Annotated in this window: 20 protein-coding genes; 5 read left to right on the top strand and 15 right to left on the bottom strand. The window is 68.1% G+C overall.

The window, feature by feature from the left end; translation table 11 throughout:
- Positions 1-125: 125 nt before the first annotated feature.
- A complete protein-coding gene (locus ACTHJF_RS07025; protein ID WP_440266482.1) occupies positions 126-605 on the bottom strand; it encodes a DUF421 domain-containing protein in 480 nt (159 codons plus the stop codon).
- A gap of 378 nt (positions 606-983) precedes the next feature.
- Here ACTHJF_RS07025 and ACTHJF_RS07020 point away from each other — a divergent pair, with 378 nt between their 5' ends.
- Positions 984-1142, top strand: coding sequence for a hypothetical protein (locus ACTHJF_RS07020; protein ID WP_440266481.1), 159 nt, complete (start codon positions 984-986; stop codon positions 1140-1142).
- A gap of 65 nt (positions 1143-1207) precedes the next feature.
- On the opposite strand, the gene ACTHJF_RS07015 is transcribed toward ACTHJF_RS07020, so the two are convergent.
- Entirely contained in the window at positions 1208-1492 is a 285-nt protein-coding gene (locus ACTHJF_RS07015) for a hypothetical protein (protein ID WP_440266480.1), read from the bottom strand.
- 318 nt (positions 1493-1810) lie between these two features.
- Between ACTHJF_RS07015 and ACTHJF_RS07010 the strand changes: the two genes are divergently transcribed.
- A complete protein-coding gene (locus tag ACTHJF_RS07010) occupies positions 1811-2719 on the top strand; it encodes an SDR family oxidoreductase (RefSeq protein WP_440266479.1) in 909 nt (302 codons plus the stop codon).
- A gap of 211 nt (positions 2720-2930) precedes the next feature.
- Here ACTHJF_RS07010 and zipA read toward each other — a convergent pair whose 3' ends face one another.
- From zipA to ACTHJF_RS06990, 4 genes are all read right to left on the bottom strand, one after another.
- On the bottom strand, positions 2931-3926 hold the full coding sequence (gene zipA, locus ACTHJF_RS07005; RefSeq protein ID WP_440266478.1) for a cell division protein ZipA: 996 nt from the start codon (positions 3924-3926) through the stop codon (positions 2931-2933).
- A gap of 10 nt (positions 3927-3936) precedes the next feature.
- Complete coding sequence (gene smc, locus ACTHJF_RS07000) at positions 3937-7437, bottom strand: chromosome segregation protein SMC (protein ID WP_440266477.1); 3501 nt, start codon at positions 7435-7437, stop codon at positions 3937-3939.
- A 131-nt stretch (positions 7438-7568) separates the two neighbouring features.
- Positions 7569-7832 (bottom strand): BolA family protein, encoded by a 264-nt coding sequence (locus tag ACTHJF_RS06995; protein ID WP_440266476.1) that lies wholly within the window; start codon positions 7830-7832, stop codon positions 7569-7571.
- Positions 7829-8128 carry a YciI family protein gene (locus ACTHJF_RS06990; protein ID WP_440266475.1) on the bottom strand — a complete coding sequence of 100 codons (300 nt, stop codon included), beginning with the start codon at positions 8126-8128 and terminating at the stop codon, positions 7829-7831. The genes ACTHJF_RS06995 and ACTHJF_RS06990 overlap by 4 nt, the downstream gene beginning before the upstream one ends.
- A gap of 121 nt (positions 8129-8249) precedes the next feature.
- On the opposite strand from ACTHJF_RS06990, the gene yidC reads away from it, so the two are divergent.
- Positions 8250-8879, top strand: coding sequence for a membrane protein insertase YidC (gene yidC, locus ACTHJF_RS06985; RefSeq protein WP_440266474.1), 630 nt, complete (start codon positions 8250-8252; stop codon positions 8877-8879).
- A 316-nt stretch (positions 8880-9195) separates the two neighbouring features.
- Here the strand turns inward: yidC and lysS are convergent, their stop codons facing one another.
- The 9 genes from lysS to ACTHJF_RS06940 form a co-directional block, all read right to left on the bottom strand.
- Entirely contained in the window at positions 9196-10713 is a 1518-nt protein-coding gene (lysS, locus tag ACTHJF_RS06980; RefSeq protein ID WP_440266473.1) for a lysine--tRNA ligase, read from the bottom strand.
- A gap of 71 nt (positions 10714-10784) precedes the next feature.
- Positions 10785-11069 carry a hypothetical protein gene (locus ACTHJF_RS06975; protein WP_440266472.1) on the bottom strand — a complete coding sequence of 95 codons (285 nt, stop codon included), beginning with the start codon at positions 11067-11069 and terminating at the stop codon, positions 10785-10787.
- 42 nt (positions 11070-11111) lie between these two features.
- Positions 11112-12237, bottom strand: a protein-coding gene (gene prfB / locus ACTHJF_RS06970) for a peptide chain release factor 2 (RefSeq protein ID WP_440266471.1) whose coding sequence is annotated in 2 segments (ribosomal slippage) — positions 11112-12161 and positions 12163-12237 — 1125 coding nt in all. Because the reading frame shifts where the segments join, the coding sequence is not laid out codon by codon here.
- 69 nt (positions 12238-12306) lie between these two features.
- Positions 12307-13998, bottom strand: coding sequence for an asparagine synthase B (asnB, locus tag ACTHJF_RS06965; protein WP_440266470.1), 1692 nt, complete (start codon positions 13996-13998; stop codon positions 12307-12309).
- Between the two features lie 140 nt (positions 13999-14138).
- Complete coding sequence (locus ACTHJF_RS06960; protein WP_440266469.1) at positions 14139-14267, bottom strand: hypothetical protein; 129 nt, start codon at positions 14265-14267, stop codon at positions 14139-14141.
- Between the two features lie 62 nt (positions 14268-14329).
- Positions 14330-14695, bottom strand: coding sequence for an STAS/SEC14 domain-containing protein (locus ACTHJF_RS06955; protein WP_431636987.1), 366 nt, complete (start codon positions 14693-14695; stop codon positions 14330-14332).
- An 80-nt stretch (positions 14696-14775) separates the two neighbouring features.
- Positions 14776-16482: a single-stranded-DNA-specific exonuclease RecJ gene (gene recJ, locus ACTHJF_RS06950; RefSeq protein WP_440266522.1), complete on the bottom strand. Its 1707-nt coding sequence runs from the start codon at positions 16480-16482 to the stop codon at positions 14776-14778.
- Between the two features lie 2 nt (positions 16483-16484).
- On the bottom strand, positions 16485-17399 hold the full coding sequence (locus ACTHJF_RS06945) for a phosphoglycerate mutase (protein WP_440266468.1): 915 nt from the start codon (positions 17397-17399) through the stop codon (positions 16485-16487).
- 12 nt (positions 17400-17411) lie between these two features.
- Entirely contained in the window at positions 17412-19322 is a 1911-nt protein-coding gene (locus ACTHJF_RS06940) for an ABC-F family ATP-binding cassette domain-containing protein (protein ID WP_440266467.1), read from the bottom strand.
- A 160-nt stretch (positions 19323-19482) separates the two neighbouring features.
- Between ACTHJF_RS06940 and ACTHJF_RS06935 the strand changes: the two genes are divergently transcribed.
- Both ACTHJF_RS06935 and ACTHJF_RS06930 read left to right on the top strand, forming a co-directional pair.
- Positions 19483-19821 (top strand): hypothetical protein, encoded by a 339-nt coding sequence (locus ACTHJF_RS06935; protein WP_440266466.1) that lies wholly within the window; start codon positions 19483-19485, stop codon positions 19819-19821.
- 100 nt (positions 19822-19921) lie between these two features.
- Positions 19922-20959: an agmatine deiminase family protein gene (locus ACTHJF_RS06930; protein WP_440266465.1), complete on the top strand. Its 1038-nt coding sequence runs from the start codon at positions 19922-19924 to the stop codon at positions 20957-20959.
- The last annotated feature ends 28 nt before the right edge of the window (positions 20960-20987 follow it).

The raw sequence follows: 20987 nt of genomic DNA, 5'->3' as shown, positions 1-20987 counted from the left end.
CATCGACAGCGCCGAACGCGAGGGCCCGACCCGCCCCGCCAAGCGGCGCGAACGAGCGCCGCGCCGCGATGCGCTGGAGGCGGGCGGGCGCCGCCCCGGCAGCTCGTGACCGGGTGCCGCGAAGGTCAGTCCGAGCGCCTCTTCAGGATCGTGATGCTGCCGGAGGTTTCCAGCAGCGCCAGCTCGATTTCCTCGTCGAAACGGCAATCGGCGGCGCGCTTGGCCACCTGGAAATCCTCATAGCTGACGTTGCGCCGCACCAGTTCGCGCCAGTCGACGATGCCATCGCGCACCAGCAAGGTGGGACAGCCCTGCAGGATCCGGTCCATGCGCCGACTGCGCGCACTGATCACGCCGACCAGCCAGTTCAGGCCCAGCAACGTAGCGGCCAGGATCAGCCCGCCCACCAGCGAGGTGTCATCGCCGATCAGCGAGTTCTGCACCGCGGTGCCGAGCAGCACGATCACCAGGATGTCGAATGGCGTGTGCTGCCCCACCGATCGCTTGCCGCTGAGCCGGGTCATACACAGGCACACCACGTACACCGCCACCGCCCGCAGGATGAACTCCTGCCAAGGCATGCTCAGGTCCCACAGATCGTCCATCACGTGCTCTCGCCACGGCATCTGCGCGCAAGCTACGCAGCGCCGAGTGAAGCGGGTGTCGCGGTTTGCAGCGTTGCCGTCCATGGCGGCGGTGCGAATGCCGCCTCACCCCAGCCCTCTCGCCCGAACGGCGGAGCCGTCCAAGGGAGAGGGAGCAGATCGGGAGCGCCGAATCAGCGTGGCGCTTGCGGCCTGAGCCCTCTCCCCTGAGCTTGCTCGGGGGAGAGGGTCGGGCGAGGGGCGATTTGTGCACTTACGCATGCGGCTGATGGGGAGCGCAGTTGTATGACGCGTGTAGAAGCCGGGGATCTCCTGTCACCCTGACTGAAGGCCGCGTCTGCTCCGATGAAGCCTCCCATCACAACCGGAAACTTATCCATGAGCAGTCAGAAGCAGAATCCCGACCATCGCACGCCCACCCCTACCGACGAGCCGGAGACCGACCGCAAATCCAAGGCGCCGCGCAAGCCGGAAGACACCGACGCCGAGGGCAACGCGCTGAACGACGTCGGCGAGGACAACCACCAGCAGAAGTGATGCCGGCTAGCCGCGGACGGCGCGCCCCTCCCGCAGCGGGGTGGGCGCGCTTTGCCCTGCGTGCATCACTCGTCCGCGCGCACCAGCTTGAAGAAGGTGCTGTCTTCGCCGGAGGCCTTCTCCTGCTGATAGAGAAAGGCGACGTGGCTCTTGTCGAACTTCTCGAACCAGACATCCCAGCCCACATGCTCCAGCTCTTCCTCGCCTGCGCCGCCGGGAAAGTCGATGCGCAGGATGCCCGGAGCCTCGTCCGAGCCGGTGCCCTTCACCTTCGCCGGAACGCCGTCGTGCTGCTCGACCCAGCGGCGGATTTCTTCGTGGTCGGTGGTGGTCTTGGAATGGGAGCTCATGGTGCTTCTCCGGATGGGTGGGATGGGCGCCGGGCAAGGCCGGCAACGTGGGTCACGCGGCATGCCGCCACGCCTTCGCGCAGCGTGTGCCGCTCCATGGAAGTGCACGGATGCCGCGGGCTGGATGGACAGCCGCGGCGAAGGGCGTCGGGCGTGCACGTCCACGCTAGGTCGGGCCACGTCAACGTGCGATGTGCCCGCGGCCAACGCCGGCTCACATTCGTGGCGCCGCCGCGTCAACGAACCTGCATCGCCCATTCACTGCCTCGCCACTGCGCGCTACCTACCGTCGAGCTTCGTCGCCGACAGGAGCAAGGCATGACCAGCAAGAAGACCCCCAGCAAGTCCGACAAGACCAAGGACCCCGCACCCACACCCGAGCCGCGCAATCCCCTGCCCAAGCAGCGCCTGAACAAGCCCGGTCTGGAGCGCGATCTGGAGCCGCGCCCGCGTTTCAGGGCACCCGACTACCGCGGCAGCGGCAAGCTCGAAGGTAAGGTGGCGCTGATCACCGGCGGCGACTCGGGCATCGGCCGCGCCGTGTCGGTACTGTTCGCCCGCGAGGGCGCCGACGTGGCGATCGTCTATCTGGACGAGCACGAGGACGCCAAGGAAACCAAGGCTGCGGTGGAAGAGGAAGGACGCGAGTGCCTGATCCTTCCCGGTGACGTGCGCGACCGCGACTTCTGCCAGCAAGCGGTGGCGCAGACGCTGGATCATTTCGGCTCGCTCTCCGTGCTGGTCAACAACGCGGCCTACCAGCAGCACGCCGATTCGCTGGAAGACATCAGCGACGAAAGCTTCGACACCACCTTGCGCACCAACCTGTACGGCTACTTCCAGATGGCGCGCGCAGCGCTGCCGCACCTCAAGAGCGGCGACTGCATCATCAACACCGGCTCGGAAACCGGCCTGTTCGGCAACGCCAACCTGCTCGATTATTCGATGACCAAGGGCGGCATCCACGCATTCACCCAGTCGCTGGCGGCGAACCTCGCCGGCCGCGGCATTCGCGTGAATGCGGTGGCGCCCGGGCCGGTCTGGACGCCGCTGAATCCCGCCGATGGCCCGGCCGAGAAGATTCCGGACTTCGGCAAATCCAGCGCCCTGGGTCGCCCGGCCCAACCGGAGGAGCTGGCACCGGCGTACGTGTTCCTCGCCTCGCCGTGCTGCGCCAGTTACGTCACCGGCGCGATTCTCCCGGTGATGGGCGGGCCCACGCCGTAACGTCCATGGGCTGAGCCTCAGACGGATTCAACCGGCAATGGCCTGTACCAGCAGCAGACCATCGAGATCCGCGATCAATGCAGGAGCGCCTGGATAAGCAAGCGCGTACTGCGCGTGTTCGAGTGTCCGTTATCGGAGCGTCGGCGCTGGAATCCATCACTCGAGCATCAGCCCAAGGCGCACGCGTTCGGCGGTGCAGTGGTCGCACCGCTCAGCGGCCGAAGATGATTTCCTGGCCTTCGTGGTCGCGGTCCCAGCCGCGCAGTTCGTCGCGGATGTGCGCGATGCGCTGGCGACCGAGCGCGTTGCGCTCCTCGTCCAGCACGTGTCCGTCGAGCAGCTCGGCCATGCGCTGGGCGGTGGGCAGCATGGCGTCCCAGGCGTCGAGCGCGGGAATCGGGGCGGGCAAGGTCATGAAGAAGCTCACGCCCGGCGTGCGCAGCGCTTCGAGGCGGCCCAGGTCGAAGTTGCCCGGCTTGAGCATGTTGGCCACGCTGAAGATCGGCCCCAGCTCGCGCTTGCCGTCGATCAGGCGGTGGTAGATGCCCATGTCGCCGAAATCCAGGCCGGCCTTTTCCGCCGCCACGATGAGGTCCGGCCCGCTGAACAGCTGGCCTTCGCGCGCCACGACGAACAGCGACACGATGCGTTCCACCGGCAGTTGCGCAGGACGACGCCCCAGCTCCGAACGCGGCGTGGGCCGCGGTGCGGGTTCGGGTGCTGGCGCCGGCGCGGCGGCCGTGAGCGGTTGCGGAGCCGGTGCCGTTGCAGCGTCGGCGTCGGGTTGGCTCGGCGAGCGCAGCGCATTGATGATCGAAGCGGCTTGGCTGGACGGCTTGGGCGGCGCGGCGCGCGTGTCGGCCCCGCTGCGTTCGCCGGCCAGCGTGGCGCCGAGCTTTTCCAGCTCCGCGCGCAGGCCCATGTCCAGCTCGCCCTGCTGCGGGCTCGCCGGTGAATCGGGGTAGTCGCGATCCAGCGTGGTGAAGAACGGATCGTCGGCGAGGCTCGCCTCACCCATCGTCGGTTCGCGCCGCTCGCCCGGGGTGGGCTCCGGCGCGGCGCGGCGCCTGCCCTGCTCCTTCTTCGGCTGGCCGAACAGCCAGATCAGACCGAGCACGATCAGGCCGACGACGAGCAGCGGAATGCCGACGTTGGCGTTCCAGGCCAGGGCGAGTGTGGGTTCGACGGAGGTGGAGTCGATATGCATCGCGATGTCCTCAGGCAGCGCCAGCCAGTTTAGCCGCTTCGGCCAGATCCACCTGCACCAGGCGCGATACGCCCGGCTCGCGCATCGTCACGCCGCACAGCTGGGTGGCCGCTTCCATAGTGGCCTTGTTGTGACTGATGAAGATGAACTGCACCTTCTCGCTCATCTCGCGCACCATCGCCGAGAAGCGGCCCACGTTGGCCTCGTCCAGCGGTGCGTCCACCTCGTCCAACAGGCAGAACGGCGCAGGATTGAGGCCGAAGATGGAGAACACCAGCGACACCGCGGTGAGCGCCTTCTCGCCGCCGGACAGCAGCGAGATGTTGGACACGCGCTTGCCGGGTGGCCGCGCCATAATCGCCACGCCGGTGTTGAGCAGGTCGTCGCCGGTCAGCTCCAGATAGGCGTGGCCGCCGCCGAACAGGCGCGGGAACAGCTCCTGCACGCCGGCGTTGACCTTGTCGAAGGTCTCTTTGAAGCGCTGGCGCGTCTCGCGGTCGATCTTCTTGATTGCGCCTTCCAGCGTTTCCATGGCGCTGGTGAGGTCGGTGATCTGGTTGTCCAGGTAGGTCTTGCGCTCGCTCTGCTCCGCGTGCTCCTGGATCGCGGCCAGGTTCACCGGCTCCAGCCGCACGATCTTCTGGCCGATGTCGGTGAGCTGCCGACGCCAGGCGTCCGCATCGGCATCCTCGGCCAGTTCGGCGAGCAGCGGCTCCAGTTCCAAGCCCGAGGCGGTGATCGCATCGGCCAGCTGCTGTGCACGCATCTGCAGCGCCTGCGCGGCGAGGCGCTTTTCGGAAAGCTTCTCGCGCAGGGCGGCCAGCGCCTGTTCGGCGAGCTGGCGCTGCTGTTCCAGCTTGCGCACCTCGATGTCGCAATCTTCCAGCGTGCGGCGCGCTTCCACCAGCTGGCGATCGACCAGCAGGCGCTGGTCGAGGTAGGTCTGCCGCTCGGCTTCCAGCTCGGCGATGGGGTCGGCGCCGGAGGCGAGCTGTTCGGCGATCTCGGTGCGGCGCGCTTCGACTGTGCGCAGTTGGGTGTCCAGGCGGGCCAGCGCCTGTTCGAGCGAGGCCAGCGAGGAGCGCTTGGACTCCATCGACAGCGCCAGCGAGTGCGCCTGGTCGGCCGCCTCGCGGGCGTTCATGCGCGCTTCCTCGCGCGCCTCCAGCAATGCGCGCCGCTCGTTCTCCAGCTCGCGGCGCTGGTCTTCCAGGTCGCCCATGTGATTGACCGACTCGTCCAGCCGCGCGCGGGCCTCACGCGTCTGCGACTGCAGTTCGTCCAACTGCTCGATCAGCGTCGACAGCTCGCCGGCCACCTTCTCGGCGCGAGCACGCGCGGTCTCGACCTTGCCGCGATGGCTCTGCAGCTGGCCGGCCAGTTCGGACTGGCGGCGGTGCGCGTTGTACAGCTCGCGCTGCGCATCGTCGCGGGCGCGCTCGGCTTCGAACTTGGCGGTGCGCAGGTCGTCGAGCTGTCCGGTGGCTTCTTCGATGCGCGCTTCCAGCGTGGCGACCTGCTCGGTGAGCGTGCGGATCTCGCGCTCGCGCGCCAGCACGCCGACCTGGTTGCCCTGCGCACGACGCACGCGCGCCCACTGCGGCGCCAGCCATTCGCCGGTGCGGGTGATCACGGACTGCCCCGGCGCCAGCGTGGCGACACGACGACGTGCCTCATCCAGCGTCTCGGCGGTCTGTACCTGCGCCAGCAACTGCATTGCCGCGGCCGGGCCACGCACGCGTGCAGCCAACGTGCCCTCGGGGCCCGCGCCACCGGCCTGGGCGGCCAACAGAGCGAGATCGGCCTCACCGAGGCTGGCGAAATCGTTGGCCAGTGACAGCGGGTCGTCGACCAGCACGCCGTCGAGCAGGCCGGCCAGCACCGTCTCGGCGGCCGATTCCCAACCAGCATCCACCTGCAGCGATTCGCCCAGGCGACGTGCCTTGTCCAATCCGAAGCCGGCGAGCCAGCCACTGGCGGCGGTTTCTTCCTGACCCAGCGCGGCGTGCTGCAGCGCCTCGAGCGAGGACAAACGACCGCGCGCACTCTGCAGTTGCTGGCGCGCCTCGTTGAGGGTCGCCTGCACCTGGCGCTCCTCGTCGAGCACCTTTTCGTGCGCGGACTTGTGCTGGTCGAGCATCTGGCCCAGCGTCTCGACGCGCTCGCGCTGGGTGTCGTGTTCGGCTTCCAGCTGCTCGGCGGCGCTATCCAGCGCGGCCACGTCGGTGGCCTTCTGCTCGGCGTCGAGCGCTTCGCGGCGCTTGGACAGATCGATCGCCTGGCGATCGAGGTAGTTGAGCTTGGTGCGCTCCACCTCCGCGGCGCGGCTGGATTCGCCGGCGGTGCGGGTATAGGCGTCCCAGCGCTGCTGCCAGTCGGCCAGCTTGGCCTCGGTGCTGCGCTGGGCTTCGGCGGTGTCGTCCTGCAACTGCTGCAGCGCTTCGAGTTTCGGCTCGCCTTCGGCCAGCGCCAGGCGCAGCGTCTCGATCTGCTCGCGATCGGTGGCGATATGCGCGGACAGTTCGGCGTGCTCGCGCTCGGCCTCACCCTGGGCGCGCTGCAGGCGCTCGGCGGTTTCCTTGTTGTAGCGCACCTGCTGCTCGACGCGGGCGATCTCGGAGCCGACCTTGTAGACCTCGGCCTGCACCTCGTTCAGATGCTCGCTGGCGCCGATGTGGCGATCGCGAACGCTTTCCAGCTGCGCCTCGATCTGGCGCTGCTCGGCGAGCTGCTTCTCAATGGCGATCTCGGCGGCGGACAGGCCCTGCCCTTCGCCATCGTGCTGGCCTTTCAGCGCGCGGTACTCCAGTGCGCGCAGTTCGGCTTCCTTGCGGGTCTGCTCTTCCTTCAGCGCCTTCCAGCGCTCGGCGGCGCGGGCCTGGCGGTTGAGGTGCTCGAGCTGCTTGTCCACCTCGTCGCGCACGTCGCGCACGCGATCGAGGTTCTCGCGGGTGGACTTGATGCGGCTCTCGGTCTCCTTGCGACGCTCCTTGTACTTGGAGATGCCGGCGGCCTCTTCGAGATGCGTGCGCAGGTCTTCCGGCGCCGCCTCGATGATCTGGCTGATCATGCCCTGCTCGATGATCGAGTAGCTGCGCGGGCCCAGGCCGGTGCCGAGGAACAGGTCGGTGATGTCGCGGCGGCGGCAGCGCGCGCCGTTGAGGAAGTAGGCCGACTGGCCGTCGCGGGTGACCTGGCGCTTCACCGATATCTCGGCGTACTGGCCGTATTCGCCCTGCACCGAGCCGTCGGCGTTGTCGAAGATCAGCTCTACCGTGGCCTGTCCCACCGGCTTGCGCGAGGTGGAGCCGGAGAAGATCACGTCGGTCAGCGAATCGCCGCGCAGGCGGCTGGCGGCACTCTCGCCCATCACCCAGCGGATCGCGTCGATGATGTTGGACTTGCCGCAACCGTTGGGACCGACGACGCCGGTCATGTTGGTGGGCAGGTGCAACGTGGTTGGATCGACGAACGACTTGAATCCGGCGAGTTTGATCGTGGTCAGGCGCATCGGCAGGTCAACATTCCATGGAACGCCCGCACGGGCGTGGGGCGACAAAGCACTGTGCCAAACGGCAGGCGCCGCCGCAATGCGTTGCGGCGGCGCAATCTACTTGAAGAAGGTGCTGCAAGCAGCTGATTTTACGCCTCTGGCGCCCGCGCATCGATGGACAGGGCGTGGATGCCCTGGTCCATCAGGCCGTCCAGCGCTGCGTACACCATGCGGTGCCGCGTGATCGGCAGCACCCCGGCAAAGGCGCCGCTGACGATACGCACGTGAAAATGCCCCTTGCCCGCGTTGGCGTGTCCGGCGTGCTTGTGTCCTTCGTCGAGCACCTCCAGCTCGGTCGGCGCCAGCGCGGCGGCGAGCCGATCGCGTATCTGCTCGACCATCGCCGCGCTCATGGCAGGGTCTTGCGGAACGGCTTGACCTCAACCTCGGCGTAGACGCCGGCCGCCACGTACGGGTCGGCCCCGGCCCAGGCTTCGGCATCGGCCTGGCTGGCGAACTCGGCGATGATCAGGCTACCGGTGAAGCCGGCCGGGCCCGGATCCTCCGAGGCGATCGCCGGGAACGGCCCGGCCAGCAGCAGTCGCCCTTCAACCTGCAGCGCGTTCAAGCGGGCCAGATGCTCCGGCCGGGCGGCCATGCGCTTGGCGAGGGAATCGGGATGATCCTTGGCGTGGACGGCGAACCACATGCGATGACGCTCCTGGCGTTTGGGCAAAACGGCATTTTAGCGGGTGTGCCGGTAGTCACGCTTGAATCAGCGCACGGCGAGCCCGAGCTAGCGGGAGTTACCCCACACAAGGAAGCGTCTCATGTGGTCCACGTTCGTCGAAGCTCTCTCTCACACGCTGTCGTGGATGGCGTACGGGCTGGGCGGCAGTTACGGGCTGGCGGTCATCGCCTTGGCCATGATCGTGCGCCTGGCATTGTTGCCCTGGACACTGCGCCTGGCCGAGCGCGGCTGGCAGCGGCAGCAGACGATGCTCGCGCTCAAGCCGCAACTCGACGCGCTGCGCGAGCGACATGGCAAGGACGCGCTGGCCTACGCGCGCGCCGCCCAGGCGCTGCAGAAGGAGCGCGGAATCGCCGGCGGCCTCGGTAGCGGACTGCTGGTCAGCGCCGTGCAGGCACCGCTGGGCGCCGGCATCTATGCCGCAATCCGGCACAACCTGGCGGGAGCGGGCTCGTTCCTGTGGATCCCGCGACTGGCGCGGCCGGATTTTCTGCTCGCGCTGGCCGTGGCCGCACTGAGCTACGCCGCCCTCACCCTCAACCCGGCGATGCCGGCACAGATGAAGACCCTGCTGCAGATGTTGCCGGTGCTGGTCTCGTTTCTGATGGTGTGGCACCTCGCCGCCGGCCTCGGCCTGTATTGGGCCGGCTCCAGCAGCGTCAACGTGCTGCAGGCCGCACTGCTGCGCCGGCGCGTGGCGCGCCACTGACCCACCACGCCCCTGTGTAGGAGCTCGCTCGCGGGCGATGCTTTTCGCTGTGGATCCACATCGAAGACAGGAGCATCGCCCGCAAGCGGGCTCCTACAAGGTGAAGCGGTGCTGGACAGGCTTCGGGGCGCTGGGGCGAACAGCAGCACGTGCCGATCAAAGCAAAAGCATCACCAGCCATCGATGCCAACGCCCCAGGCCCACTTCCACCGCCCCTTGTAGGAGCCCGCTTGCGGGCGATGCTTTTGCTCCTGATCAACACCGAAGCAGGAGCATCGCCCGCGAGCGGGCTCCTACAGGGAGGGCGGTGTAGCGATCAGGCTTCCGGGCGCATGTAGGGGAACAGCAGCACGTCGCGGATCGAGGACGAGTCGGTGAGCAGCATCACCAGCCGGTCGATGCCGATGCCGAGGCCGCCGGTGGGCGGCAGGCCCACTTCCAACGCGCGGATGTAGTCGGCGTCGAAGTGCATCGCCTCGTCGTCGCCGGCGTCCTTGGCGTCGACCTGGGCCTGGAAGCGCGCGGCCTGGTCTTCCGGGTCGTTGAGCTCGGAAAAGCCGTTGGCGATCTCCTTGCCGTTGACGAACAGCTCGAAGCGGTCGGTGATGCCCGGATCGGTGTCGTTCTCGCGCGCCAGCGGCGAGACCTCGACCGGATGCTGGGTGATGAAGGTGGGTTGGATCAGCGTGTGCTCCACCGTCTTCTCGAAGATCTCCAGCAGCAGCTTGCCCCAGCCGTAGCCGTCCTTGACCTGCACGCCCAGGCGCTTGGCATGTGCCGCCATCGCGGCGCGATCGCGCAGTTCCTCGCGCTTGATCTCCGCATTGTGCTCGAGCACCGCGTCTTCCATGGTCCAGCGACGGAACGCCGGGCCGACGTCGATGCTGGCGCCATCCCAGGTGAGCTCGGTGGTGCCGATCACCTGCCTGGCGGTGTCGCGGATCAGGTTCTCGGTGAGGTCCATGATCTCGTTGTAGGTGGCGTACGCCTGGTACAGCTCGAGCATGGTGAACTCGGGGTTGTGCCGGGTCGACACGCCCTCGTTGCGGAAGTTGCGGTTGATCTCGTAGACGCGGTCGAAGCCGCCGACCACCAGGCGCTTCAGATACAGCTCCGGCGCGACGCGCAGGTAGAGATCCATGTCCAGCGCGTTGTGGTGGGTGATGAACGGCTTGGCCGTGGCGCCGCCGGGAATGACGTGCATCATCGGCGTTTCCACTTCCATGAAGCGGCGCTCGGGCGACTCCAGCCACTGGCGCATATAGCCGATGATGCGCGAGCGCTTCTGGAACGTGGCGCGCGCCTCCTCGGTGACGATCAGGTCGACGTAGCGCTGGCGGTAACGCTGCTCCACATCGGCCATGCCGTGATGCTTGTCCGGCAGCGGGCGCAGGCTCTTGGTGAGCAGGCGCAACGCGTCCACCTTCACCGACAGCTCGCCGGTCTTGGTGCGCATCAGCACGCCTTCGGCGCCCACGATGTCGCCCATGTCCCAGCCCTTGAAGGCCTCGTACACGTCGCCCACCGTACCGGCATGGATGAACAGCTGGATACGGCCGGTCATGTCCTGCATCTGCACGAAGCTGACCTTGCCCTGCACGCGCTTGAGCACGATGCGGCCCGCCACCTTCACCCGACGTGCTTGCGCGTCGATCGCTTCGGCGGTCCAGCGCTCGGCGTCGGCGAACTCGGTCTTGAGGTCGCCGGCGAAGCTGTCGACGGTGAAGTCGTTCGGGAACGCGATGCCCTGCCCGCGCAGTGCCTTGAGTTTCTCGCGGCGCTCGGCGATCAGCTTGTTCTCGTCGACGGGCAGGTGCTCGGGGGTTTCGCTCATTGCTGGGTTCCGTTACGGGTGGCATGCATGCACGCGATGCCGGTCGATGGGTCGTGGAGGGCGGCGTTTGCCTAGCCGCCCTTGTGGAACACTTCCTTGAAGCCGTGCTTGGTGGCGTCCCAGCCCTCGCGCGCGCCCTTGCCGATGCCGCGACCGGCGTCGCGCGCGCCATGACCGACCTTGATCGCCACGTCGCGCGTGGCATGGCCGACTTCACGCGCACCGTCGCCGACGGCGTGACCGGCGGTCTTGGCGTCGTGTTTGATCGCCTGTTTGGTCGACTGGGCGGCGACCGTACCGGCACAAGCCAATGACAGGGCGACGGCAGACAACGAAAGGATCATTTCACGCTTCATAGGTACCTCCTCGCGGGATTCGGGAAACGAAGCGTGTCCGGATCAGGCATCAACGCGCTTGGAGCCGGCTTCCAGACCCGACTTCAAGCTGGCCTCGACGAACTCGTCCAGGTCGCCGTCGAGCACCTTCTGCGTGTCCGTGCGCTCGATGCCGGTGCGCAGATCCTTGATGCGGCTCTGGTCGAGCACGTAGTTGCGGATCTGGCTGCCCCAGCCGATGTCGGACTTGGTCGCTTCCAGCGCGTCCTTCTCGGCGTTGCGCTTCTGCACCTCCAGCTCGTACAGCTTGGCGGCGAGCATCTTCATCGCGGTGTCGCGGTTGGCATGCTGGCTGCGGCCGTTCTGGCAGGCCACCACCACGCCGGTCGGGATGTGCGTGATGCGCACGGCCGACTCGGTCTTGTTGACGTGCTGGCCGCCGGCGCCGGACGAACGGTACACGTCGGTCTTGAGGTCGGCCGGATTGATGTCGATCTCGATGTCGTCGTCCACTTCCGGCGACACGAACACCGAGGTGAAGCTGGTGTGGCGCCGGTTGTCCGAATCGAACGGGCTCTTGCGCACCAGGCGGTGCACGCCGATTTCGGTCTTCAGCCAGCCGTAGGCGTAATCGCCCTCGACGCGGAAGGTGGCGGACTTGATGCCGGCCACGTCGCCACCGGAGACTTCCATCAGCTCGGTCTTCCAGCCGCGCGATTCGCACCAGCGCAGGTACATGCGCAGCAGCATCTCGGCCCAGTCCTGCGCCTCGGTGCCGCCAGCGCCGGCCTGGATGTCGACAAAGGCGTTGGCCGAATCCATCTTGCCGGAGAACATGCGCTGGAATTCCAGCTTGTTCACCTCCGCGTCGAGGCGCGAGACGTCCTTCTGCACGGATGCCACGGTGTCCTCGTCGCCGTCGGCGGCGGCCAGCTCGACCAGCTCGCGCGCGTCGGTGAGGCCGGAGGTGAGCCGGTCGATGCCGTTGACGATGGTGTCCAGGCGGGCGCGTTCGCGGCCCAGCTCCTGGGCGCGGGCCGGGTCGTCCCAGACGTTGGGATTTTCCAGCTCGCGGCTTACTTCTTCGAGGCGCTCACGTTTGGTGGCGTAGTCAAATATACCCCCTAAGCGACTCGACGCGGCCGGAAAGGTCCGCGATCTGCGCAAGGATCGGATTGGTCTCGATCATGATTCAACCAGGTGGTGGGGCGGCGCTGGCGCGCCGCCGGAGTCAAAGCACGCAAGGATAGCAAACCGCTCAGGCCAGCGCGTCGGCATGCACTCCGCGCACCGCCCGGCCGGACGGGTCGGCCGCAGCCGCGAAGGCCGGATCCCAGGCCAGCGCCGCCGGCGACGAGCAGGCGATCGACTTGCCACCCGGCACCGTCGCCGCGCAAGCCTCGCCCGGATAGAACTGCTCGAAGATGCGCCGGTAGAAATAGGCCTCCTTGGTTGCCGGCGTATTGAACGGGAAGCGCGAGGCGGCTGCGGCGAACTCGCGATCGCTCACCTCCTGCTCGGCGTGCGCCTTCAGCCCGTCGATCCAGCCGTAGCCGACGCCGTCGGAGAACTGCTCCTTCTGCCGCCACAGAATTTCCTTCGGCAGTGCGCCATCGAACGCCGCGCGCAGTACGTGCTTCTCGATTTTTCGGCTTCCGTCCGGCATGGTCCCGGCCATCTTGTGGGCCGCGTCCATCCCCATCGCCACGTCGATGAATTCCAGATCCAGGAACGGCACGCGCGCTTCCACACCCCAGGCCATCATCGCCTTGTTCGCGCGCAGGCAGTCGTAGCTGTGCAGAGCATCGAGCTTGCGCACGGTCTCCTCGTGGAAGGCCTCGGCCGACGGCGCCTTGTGGAAGTACAGGTAACCGCCGAACAGCTCGTCCGAACCCTCGCCGGAGAGCACCATCTTCACCCCCATCGCCTTGATCCGGCGCGCCAGCAGATACATCGGCGTAGCGGCGCGGATCGTGGTGACGTCGTAGGTCTCCAGATGCCGGATCACCTCCGGAACCGCGTCCAGCCCCTCCCAGAAGGTGTAGACGAAGCCGTGGTGGACGGTGCCCAGCGCGTCGGCGGCGATCTTCGCGGCGGCGAGGTCGGGCGAGCCTTCCAGGCCGATCGCGAACGAGTGCAGGCGCGGCCACCAGGCCTCGGAACGATCGTCGTCCTCGATGCGCTCGCGGGCGAAGCGGGCGGCACAGGCGGCCACCAGCGAGGAATCCAGGCCGCCGGAGAGCAGCACGCCATAGGGCACGTCGGTCATCAACTGGCGATGCACGGCCTGCTCGAAGGCCTCGCGCAGGCCCTCCGGCCCCCTGCCCTTGGTGGCTTCATGTTCGCGCCAGGGCTTCACGTAGTAGCGATGCAATTCGCCGGTGGCGCTGTCGTAGACGTGTCCGGGCGGGAATGCGGCCACATCGTTGCACACGCCCACCAGCGCCTTCATCTCCGAGGCCACGCACAGCCGCCCTTCCCCGTCATGGCCCCAGTACAACGGGCAGACGCCGATCGGATCGCGGGCGATCACGTAGCGCTGGCTGGCGCCGTCCCACAGCGCGAAGGCGAAGATGCCGTTGAGCTTGCTCACCCCCTCGCGCACAAAGGCGTCGCCACCGAGGTCGCGGTACAGCGCGTTGATCACTTCGCAGTCCGAGCCGGTGGTGAAATCGTATTTGCTGGCCGCGCGCAGTTCGCGGTGGTTGTAGATCTCGCCGTTCACCGCCAGCGCCAGCGCGCCGTCGCGCGAGCGCAGCGGCTGCGCGCCGCTGGCCGGGTCGACGATGGCCAGGCGCTCGTGCACCAGGATCACCCCGGCGTCGACGTAGACCCCGCTCCAGTCCGGGCCGCGATGGCGCTGGCGCTGCGACAGTTCCAGCGCCTGCCGGCGCAAGGCGGCCAGGTCGTCGCCTGGCTGCAGGTCGAACATTCCGAAGATCGAACACATGGCCTTTCCCCTCTCAATGCGCGTGGTGTGGCGCCGGAATTTGCCCCTGCCATTCCGGCATACCGGCCATCCATGGCCGTAAAAGAAAAAGGCCCGCACTGGGCGGGCCTTTTTCGCGTGTGTGGAGCTGAAACTTGTGTCTACGCGATGGCCCGCCCGGTGAGGCGATGGTTATTGCCATTGCGGTTATTCAGGCCCTTGGCCACGCACGCCGGCGCGCGATGCGGAGCATCGGCGAGGTTCATGGTGCGGGCGTGGACGGTCGACATGGACCGACTAGATCACGACTCTTGTTGCGGCGCAAGATTTATTTTTGGACGGCTATCCGGTCCTAAGGCGCGAGCAGCCATTGCTTCGCCTCGTCCAGCTGGGCGTTGCCGAACAGGCGGAATTCGCCGGGTATCGCAAAGCCCATGGTCCGGGCGGCCAGGCGCAGCCAGCCCACGTCGGTCACCAGCGCCACGCGCTCCCAGCCGCTGAAGTGGCGCAAGCCGAGCTTGGCGTCGTCCCAGGCCGCCCTGGCATCGAAGCCGGTGAAGTCGTCGCCGCAGTGGTAAAGCAGGCGCAGCTTGGGATTGAGCGCGAACGCCGCCTCCACGTCGGGCACCAGCACGTTTTCGTAGTCGGCGGCGGTAACCTGGCCGCGGGCGCGAAAACCGAGGACGCCGGCAGGCAGGTCGGTCATCTGTTCGATCATGGGCGTGCTCCGATTAGCCTCGGGGCCACCATCGAAACCCGCCGCGCGCGCCAACGCAAGCGGTGCCGCGTGAAGATGACTCAGGCCGGCTCGATATGCCGCAGCAGCAGGCGCAGGCTCTCGCGCCCCTGCCAGTCGTTGATGCCCAGTTCGTAGGCCGCGCGCAGCACCGGGGGCGGCGCAGCGCCTCGGTAGCCATTGAACATCACCGCTTCATGCAGTCGGCCGTCGCGGGGATCGCGCAGGTCGAGGCGCAAATGCTTTTCGCCCATCACGCGCCAGGTGCGGCACTCGAACACGTTGTCGAACAGCGGCTCGGGAAACGCCTGACCCCATGGCGCGGCGTGGCGCAGCAGGCCGGCCAGTTGCAGCGTGAAGTGCTCAGGTGCCAGTTCGCCGTCGGTATCGAGCACGGCTTGTAGCGCCTCCTCGCCCAGCCACTGGCGGGCGATGGCATCGAAGGCCGCAGCGAAACGATCGAAGTCCGCCGCGCGCAGACTCAGGCCGGCGGCCATGGCGTGTCCGCCGAAACGCTCGATCAGCCCCGGGTGCCGCGCGTCGACAGCCACCAGCGCATCACGCACGTGAAACCCAGGAATGGAACGGGCCGAGCCGCGCAGCTCGTGCGGGCTGTCCTCGCTGGCGGGGGCGAACGCGATCACCGGCCGATGCAGGCGCTCTTTCAATTTCGAAGCCACCAGCCCGACCACGCCGGCGTGCCAGCTCGGCTCGTACAGGGCCACGCCCACGGCGTCGATCGTGCGCGCGTCGGCTGCCATCAGTTCGGCCTCGGCCACCATGGCGGCCTGCAGGTCGCGACGCTCGCGGTTGATGCGGTCCAGCTCGGCGGCGAGCAACTGCGCGCGGGCCGGGTCGTCGCTGAGCAGGCACTCGACGCCCAGGCTCATGTCTTCCAACCGGCCGGCGGCGTTGAGGCGCGGTCCGACCACGTAGCCAAGATCGCTGGCGCAGATGCCACTGACACTGCGCTTGCCAGCCTCGATCAACGCGGTGATGCCGGGGCAGGCACGGCCGGCGCGGATGCGTTTGATTCCAGCTTCCACCAGCACGCGGTTGTTGAAATCCAGCGGCACCAGATCGGCCACCGTGCCCAGTGCCACCAGATCCAGCAGGACGGACAGATCCGGCTCGGCACCAGCGGCGAAGGCGCCCTGCTCGCGCAGCGCCGCTCGGGCCGCCAGCAGCAGGTAGAACATTACGCCGACGCCGGCCAGCGCCTTGCTGGGAAAACCGTCCCCGCGCAGGTTCGGATTGACCATGGCGTCGGCAGCGGGCAATTGATCGCCCGGCAAATGGTGGTCGGTGACCAGCACGCGGATGCCGCGCGCCCGGGCCGCCGCCACGCCCGCCACGCTGGCCACGCCGTTGTCGACCGTGATGATCAGCTGCGGCGTGGGCTGCAAGGATTCGACCAGCGCCGCGCTCAGCCCGTAGCCATGGACGAAGCGATTAGGGATGGCGTAGGTCGCCCGCGTGGCGCCGAGCAGGCGCAGGCCGCGTAGCGCCACCGCGGTGCCGGTGGCGCCGTCGCAGTCGTAGTCGCCCGCCACCACGATGCTCCACTGCCCGCGGATCGCCTCGATCAGCAAGTCCACCGCCTGCGTCATGCCGCCCAACGCCGCGGGCGACAGCAGGTGTGCCAGCCGGTGCTCGGCCTGCACGGGTGAGAGCACGCCGCGCGCCGCGTACACCGCCTGCAGCACCGGGTGCACGTCGGACTGCCAGCCGTCCGGACGTCCTTTCGGGTCGCGCCGCCGCAGCCGCAAGCTCACCGTGCGCGCCGCCACAGTCGCCAGCGGTGCAACGGGCGATGCCGCCAGCGCTCGCCGCTGGCAAAGCTCAGCTGCACCGGCTGTCCACGCAACAGCGTCTCGATCGCCGGCCACCAGACCTGCTCGATCTCGGCCACAGGCAGATCCTGCAGGTCGACCAGTGCGCCACGACGGGCGGCACGGACCGAGGCCTCGCTGCGCGCGGACACCGTCACGCCGGCCTTCGCGGCCAGCGCCATCAGCAGGTGATCGGCACCGATCACCTGACCATGCATGGACTCGATTCGCGACGGCAATGCCCCGCCGCCCCACAGCCACAGGCTGTTCACCGGCGGCAGGCCGCGCGCACGTCGATCGGCATTGACCGGATGCTGATGCAGCAGCACCTGCACTTCGTTGATCAGCACGCGCCAGCGCTTGCCCGCGGCGCCCTGCGGCAGGTGCTGGAACAGGTCTTCGCCCAGCGCCTGCTCGGGCGCGGCAAAAGTGGGCAGCTCCGTGCCGAGCGTCAGCCGCAACTGCCAACGGTCGGACGCGGTGACGATCAGCGCCAAGCCGGCCTCATCGAACACCGGACGCAGTGGCGCGGCGAGCGCCTCGGCCTCCTCCATCGAAAGACCCAGCTGGCCGCACGCCAGCAGGCGCGCGCCGTTTATTTCGGCCTGCACCCAGCACGGATCGGCGCTGAGCCAGGAGGCGCCCTCGGCATCGTGCGCCGCGTGTTCGCGCAGCAGCGCGGCGGCAGGCATGCCGGACGGCTCGGTGCGGAAGAAATGCGACAGCCCGGCCAGGTAGCCGCGCGGACCGTCCGGCAGGCGATCGGCGCGCGCCAGCCAGGCGCGCAGCGGATGATCGGGGACGAAGCGCGCCAGCGCCGGCAACCAGAGTTCGAGCGGGGCGGGCTCAGTCATCGCGCCGCGGCCTCAGGCTTCGATCTGTTCGTACAGTTCGAGCCACTCGGCCTCGAGCGTTTCCTTTTCGCGGCGCAGCTCGGCCTGTTGCTGGCCAAGTTTCATCAGCTCCGCTGTCGAGCCGTTGTAGATGGCCGGGTCGGCCAGCTTCGCCTCCAGCTTGCCCAGCTCGGTGTCGATCGTCGCCACGCGGGTCTCGATCTTCTTCACACGCGAACGCGAGGCCTTGTCCTGCTCGCGCTGGGCGGCCGCGTTGCGGCGGCGCTCTTCCGGCGTTTCGACGGGCGCCGAGGGCTTCTCCGCCGCGGCGGCCTTGCCGGCTTTCTTGTTGGCGGCGCCACGCGAACGCAGCCACTTTGCGTAGTCGTCCAGGTCGCCATCGAACGGCTCGACTACGCGGTCGGCCACGCGCCAGAAGCTGTCGCAGACCATGCCCAGCAGGTGGCGATCGTGCGACACCAGCACCAGCGCGCCGTCGAAGTCGGCCAGCGCGTCGGCCAGCGCCTCGCGCATTTCCAGATCGAGGTGGTTGGTCGGCTCGTCGAGCAGCAGCAGGTTGGGTTTGTCCCAGGCGATCAGCGCCAGCGCCAGGCGCGCGCGCTCGCCGCCGGAGAAGCCATCGACCGACTCGAACGCGCGATCCCCGGGGAAATTCCAGGTACCGAGGAAGTCACGCAGCACCTGGTTCGCCACGCCGGGCGCCTTGATCTGCAGATGATCCAGTGGGCTGGTGCCGGCGCGCAGGCTCTCCACCGTGTGCTGGGCGAAGTAGCCGATCTTCAGATCCTTATGCACCTTGCGCTCGCCGGCCAGCGGTTCGAGCTCGCCGACCAGGGTCTTGACCAGGGTGGACTTGCCCGCGCCGTTCGGGCCGAGCAGGCCGATCCGCTCGCCCGCCTCGATGCTGAAGCCGACGTTGTCCAGCACGGTGGAAAATCCGTCGCCCGACTCCAGCGGATAGCCCGCACGCACTTCGCCCAGCTGCAGCATCGCGTCGGGCACGCGCTCGGGCTGCGGGAAGCTGAAGCTGAAGGGTCGCTCGGCGCGCACCGCCTCGGTGCCGGCGAGCTTCTCCAGTCGCTTCATGCGCGACTGCGCCTGCTTGGCCTTGCTGGCCTTGGCCTTGAAGCGGTCGATGAAGGATTGCAAATGCGCCCGCTCGGCCTGTTCGCGCTCGAAGCTGATCTGCTGCTGGCGCAGCTGCTCGGCGCGCAGGCGCTCGAACGCGCTGTAGTTGCCGGTGTAGAGCTTGGCCCGGCCCTCGTTGAGGTGCAGGGTGTGGGTGATCACGCCGTCGAGGAACTCGCGGTCGTGCGAGATGATCATCAATGTGCCCTGGTAGCGGCGCAGCCATTCTTCCAGCCACAGCACGGCGTCGAGGTCGAGATGGTTGGTCGGCTCGTCGAGCAGCAGCAGATCGGACGGGCACATCAGCGCGCGAGCCAGGTTCAGCCGGCCGCGCCAGCCGCCGGAGAACTCCTGCACCGCGCGCTCATGCGTCTCAGGCGAAAAGCCCAGGCCATGCATGAGGCGACCGGCGCGGGCGCGGGCGTCGTAGCCGTGCAGCTCCTCGATGCGGTGGTGGGCGCGCGCCATCGCATCGGTATCGCCGCGCTCCTGCGCGTCCGCTTCGTCGCGCAGCGCGGCGGCGAGTTCCTCGTCGCCGCCCATCACGTAGTCGATGGCCAGGTCCGGCAGCGCGGGCGTTTCCTGCGCCACCGAGGCCAGGCGCAGCTTGCCGGGCATGTCCAGCTCGCCCGCATCGCCTTCCAACTGGCCCTGCAGCGCGGCGAACAGGCTGGACTTGCCGCAGCCGTTGCGCCCGATCACGCCCAGCCGCCAGCCGCTCTGGATGACCAGATCGATGTCGGAGAGCAGCAAGCGACTGCCGCGGCGCAGGGCGAAGTGGCGAAAGGCGATCATGCAGGCGAAGGTTCCGTTCCGGGCGCGTCGCGCGCCCGCAGCCGGACATGATAGCCGCTGGCGAACGCCCAACCCATCGCAAACGCCGCAAAACGCCGTGGCTAAGCGCGATGGCTTCTGCTAAAACGGCGCGGGACAAGCACTCGTGGGAGAGGGGATCATGATCAACCATCGTTTCGGCCTGGCGTTGCTCGGCTTGCTGGCCATCGGCGCCGCCGCTCCGGCCTTCGCCCGCGGCGACAACCTGCTCATCCACCGCGTGCAGCAGGAAAAGGACATGAACCTGCCCAGCCGCGGCATGAGCATGGCGCAGGTGGAAAAGAAGTACGGCGCGCCGCAGCGCAAGCTCGCCCCGCGCGGCGGCGACAGCGCCAAGCACCCGGTGATCAACCGCTGGGACTACGCACAGTTCATCGTGTACTTCGAGAAGAGCCACGTGATCCATGCCGTGCTCAACACGCCGGCCGGCAACAACACCAATCCGTCGGCGATGAACTGATCGCCACCGGCCCCGGGCGCTGTCCCGGGGCCGCGTCACCGGCACGGCCGGTGCCTTACAATTCGCCGTCTGTGTTTTCTTCGACGTGCGAACTCCCCCGATGAACGACTCCACCCTGCGCCTGCCGGCGGAATGGGAACCGCAGGCCGCGGTGCTGATTGCGTGGCCGCATGCCGACACCGACTGGGCCGAGCGCCTGGCCTCGGTCGAGACGACGTACGCTGCGCTGGCCGCCGCGGTGACGCGCTTCGAATCGCTGGTGATCGTGGCGCCGGATGCCGACCTGCATAGCCATGCCGAGGGATTGATCCGCGCCGCCGGGGCGGACCTGGCGCGCGTGCGCTTCGTCGAGCTGCCGTACGACGACACCTGGCTGCGCGACTCCGGCCCGATCACCCTGCGCGACGGCGCCGACGGTTTCCAGCTGACCGACTTCCGCTTCACCGGCTGGGGCGGCAAGTTCGGTGCCGAGCAGGACGACGCGCTGATCGCCGGACTGGTGCAGGCCGGCGTGTTCGGTCACGCCGCACACAAGCGCGTGGACTGGGCGCTGGAAGGCGGCGGCGTGGAATCGGACGGCGCGGGTACCGTGCTCACCACCTGGCGCTGCCTCACCCAGCGCCATCCGGAGCAGTCGCGCGATGAGATGAGCGCGATCCTGCGCGACAGCCTGCACGCCTCGCGCATCCTGTGGCTGGACTTCGGCTACCTCGAAGGCGACGACACCGACGCGCACATCGACACCCTCGCCCGCTTCGCTCCGGGCGACCGCATCGTGTTCCAGGCTTGCGACGACGCCAGCGACCCCCACTTTGAAGAGCTCAAGCGCATGGCCGATGAGCTGGCCGCGCTGCGCACCATGGACGGCAAGCCGTACACGCTCCACCCGCTGCCGTGGGCCAGGCCGATCGTGGATGAAGGCCGCCGCTTGGCGGCGTCGTACGCGAACTACCTGATCGTCAACGGTGCCGTGCTGGTGCCGGCCTACGGCGACGCGGCGGACGACGCGGCGGCGCGCATCATCGGCCAGGCTCATCCGGGCCGCGAGGTGGTGCAGGTGCCGTGCCGCCCGCTGATCTGGCAGAACGGCAGCCTGCACTGCATCACCATGCAGCTGCCGGCCGGACTGGTCGGCTGACTGACGACGCTCCACGACACAGGATTCC

The sequence above is a fragment of the Dyella sp. genome (genome assembly GCF_051962475.1).
Lineage (GTDB): Bacteria > Pseudomonadota > Gammaproteobacteria > Xanthomonadales > Rhodanobacteraceae > Dyella_A.
This window is presented reverse-complemented; position numbering and strand designations above follow the sequence as displayed.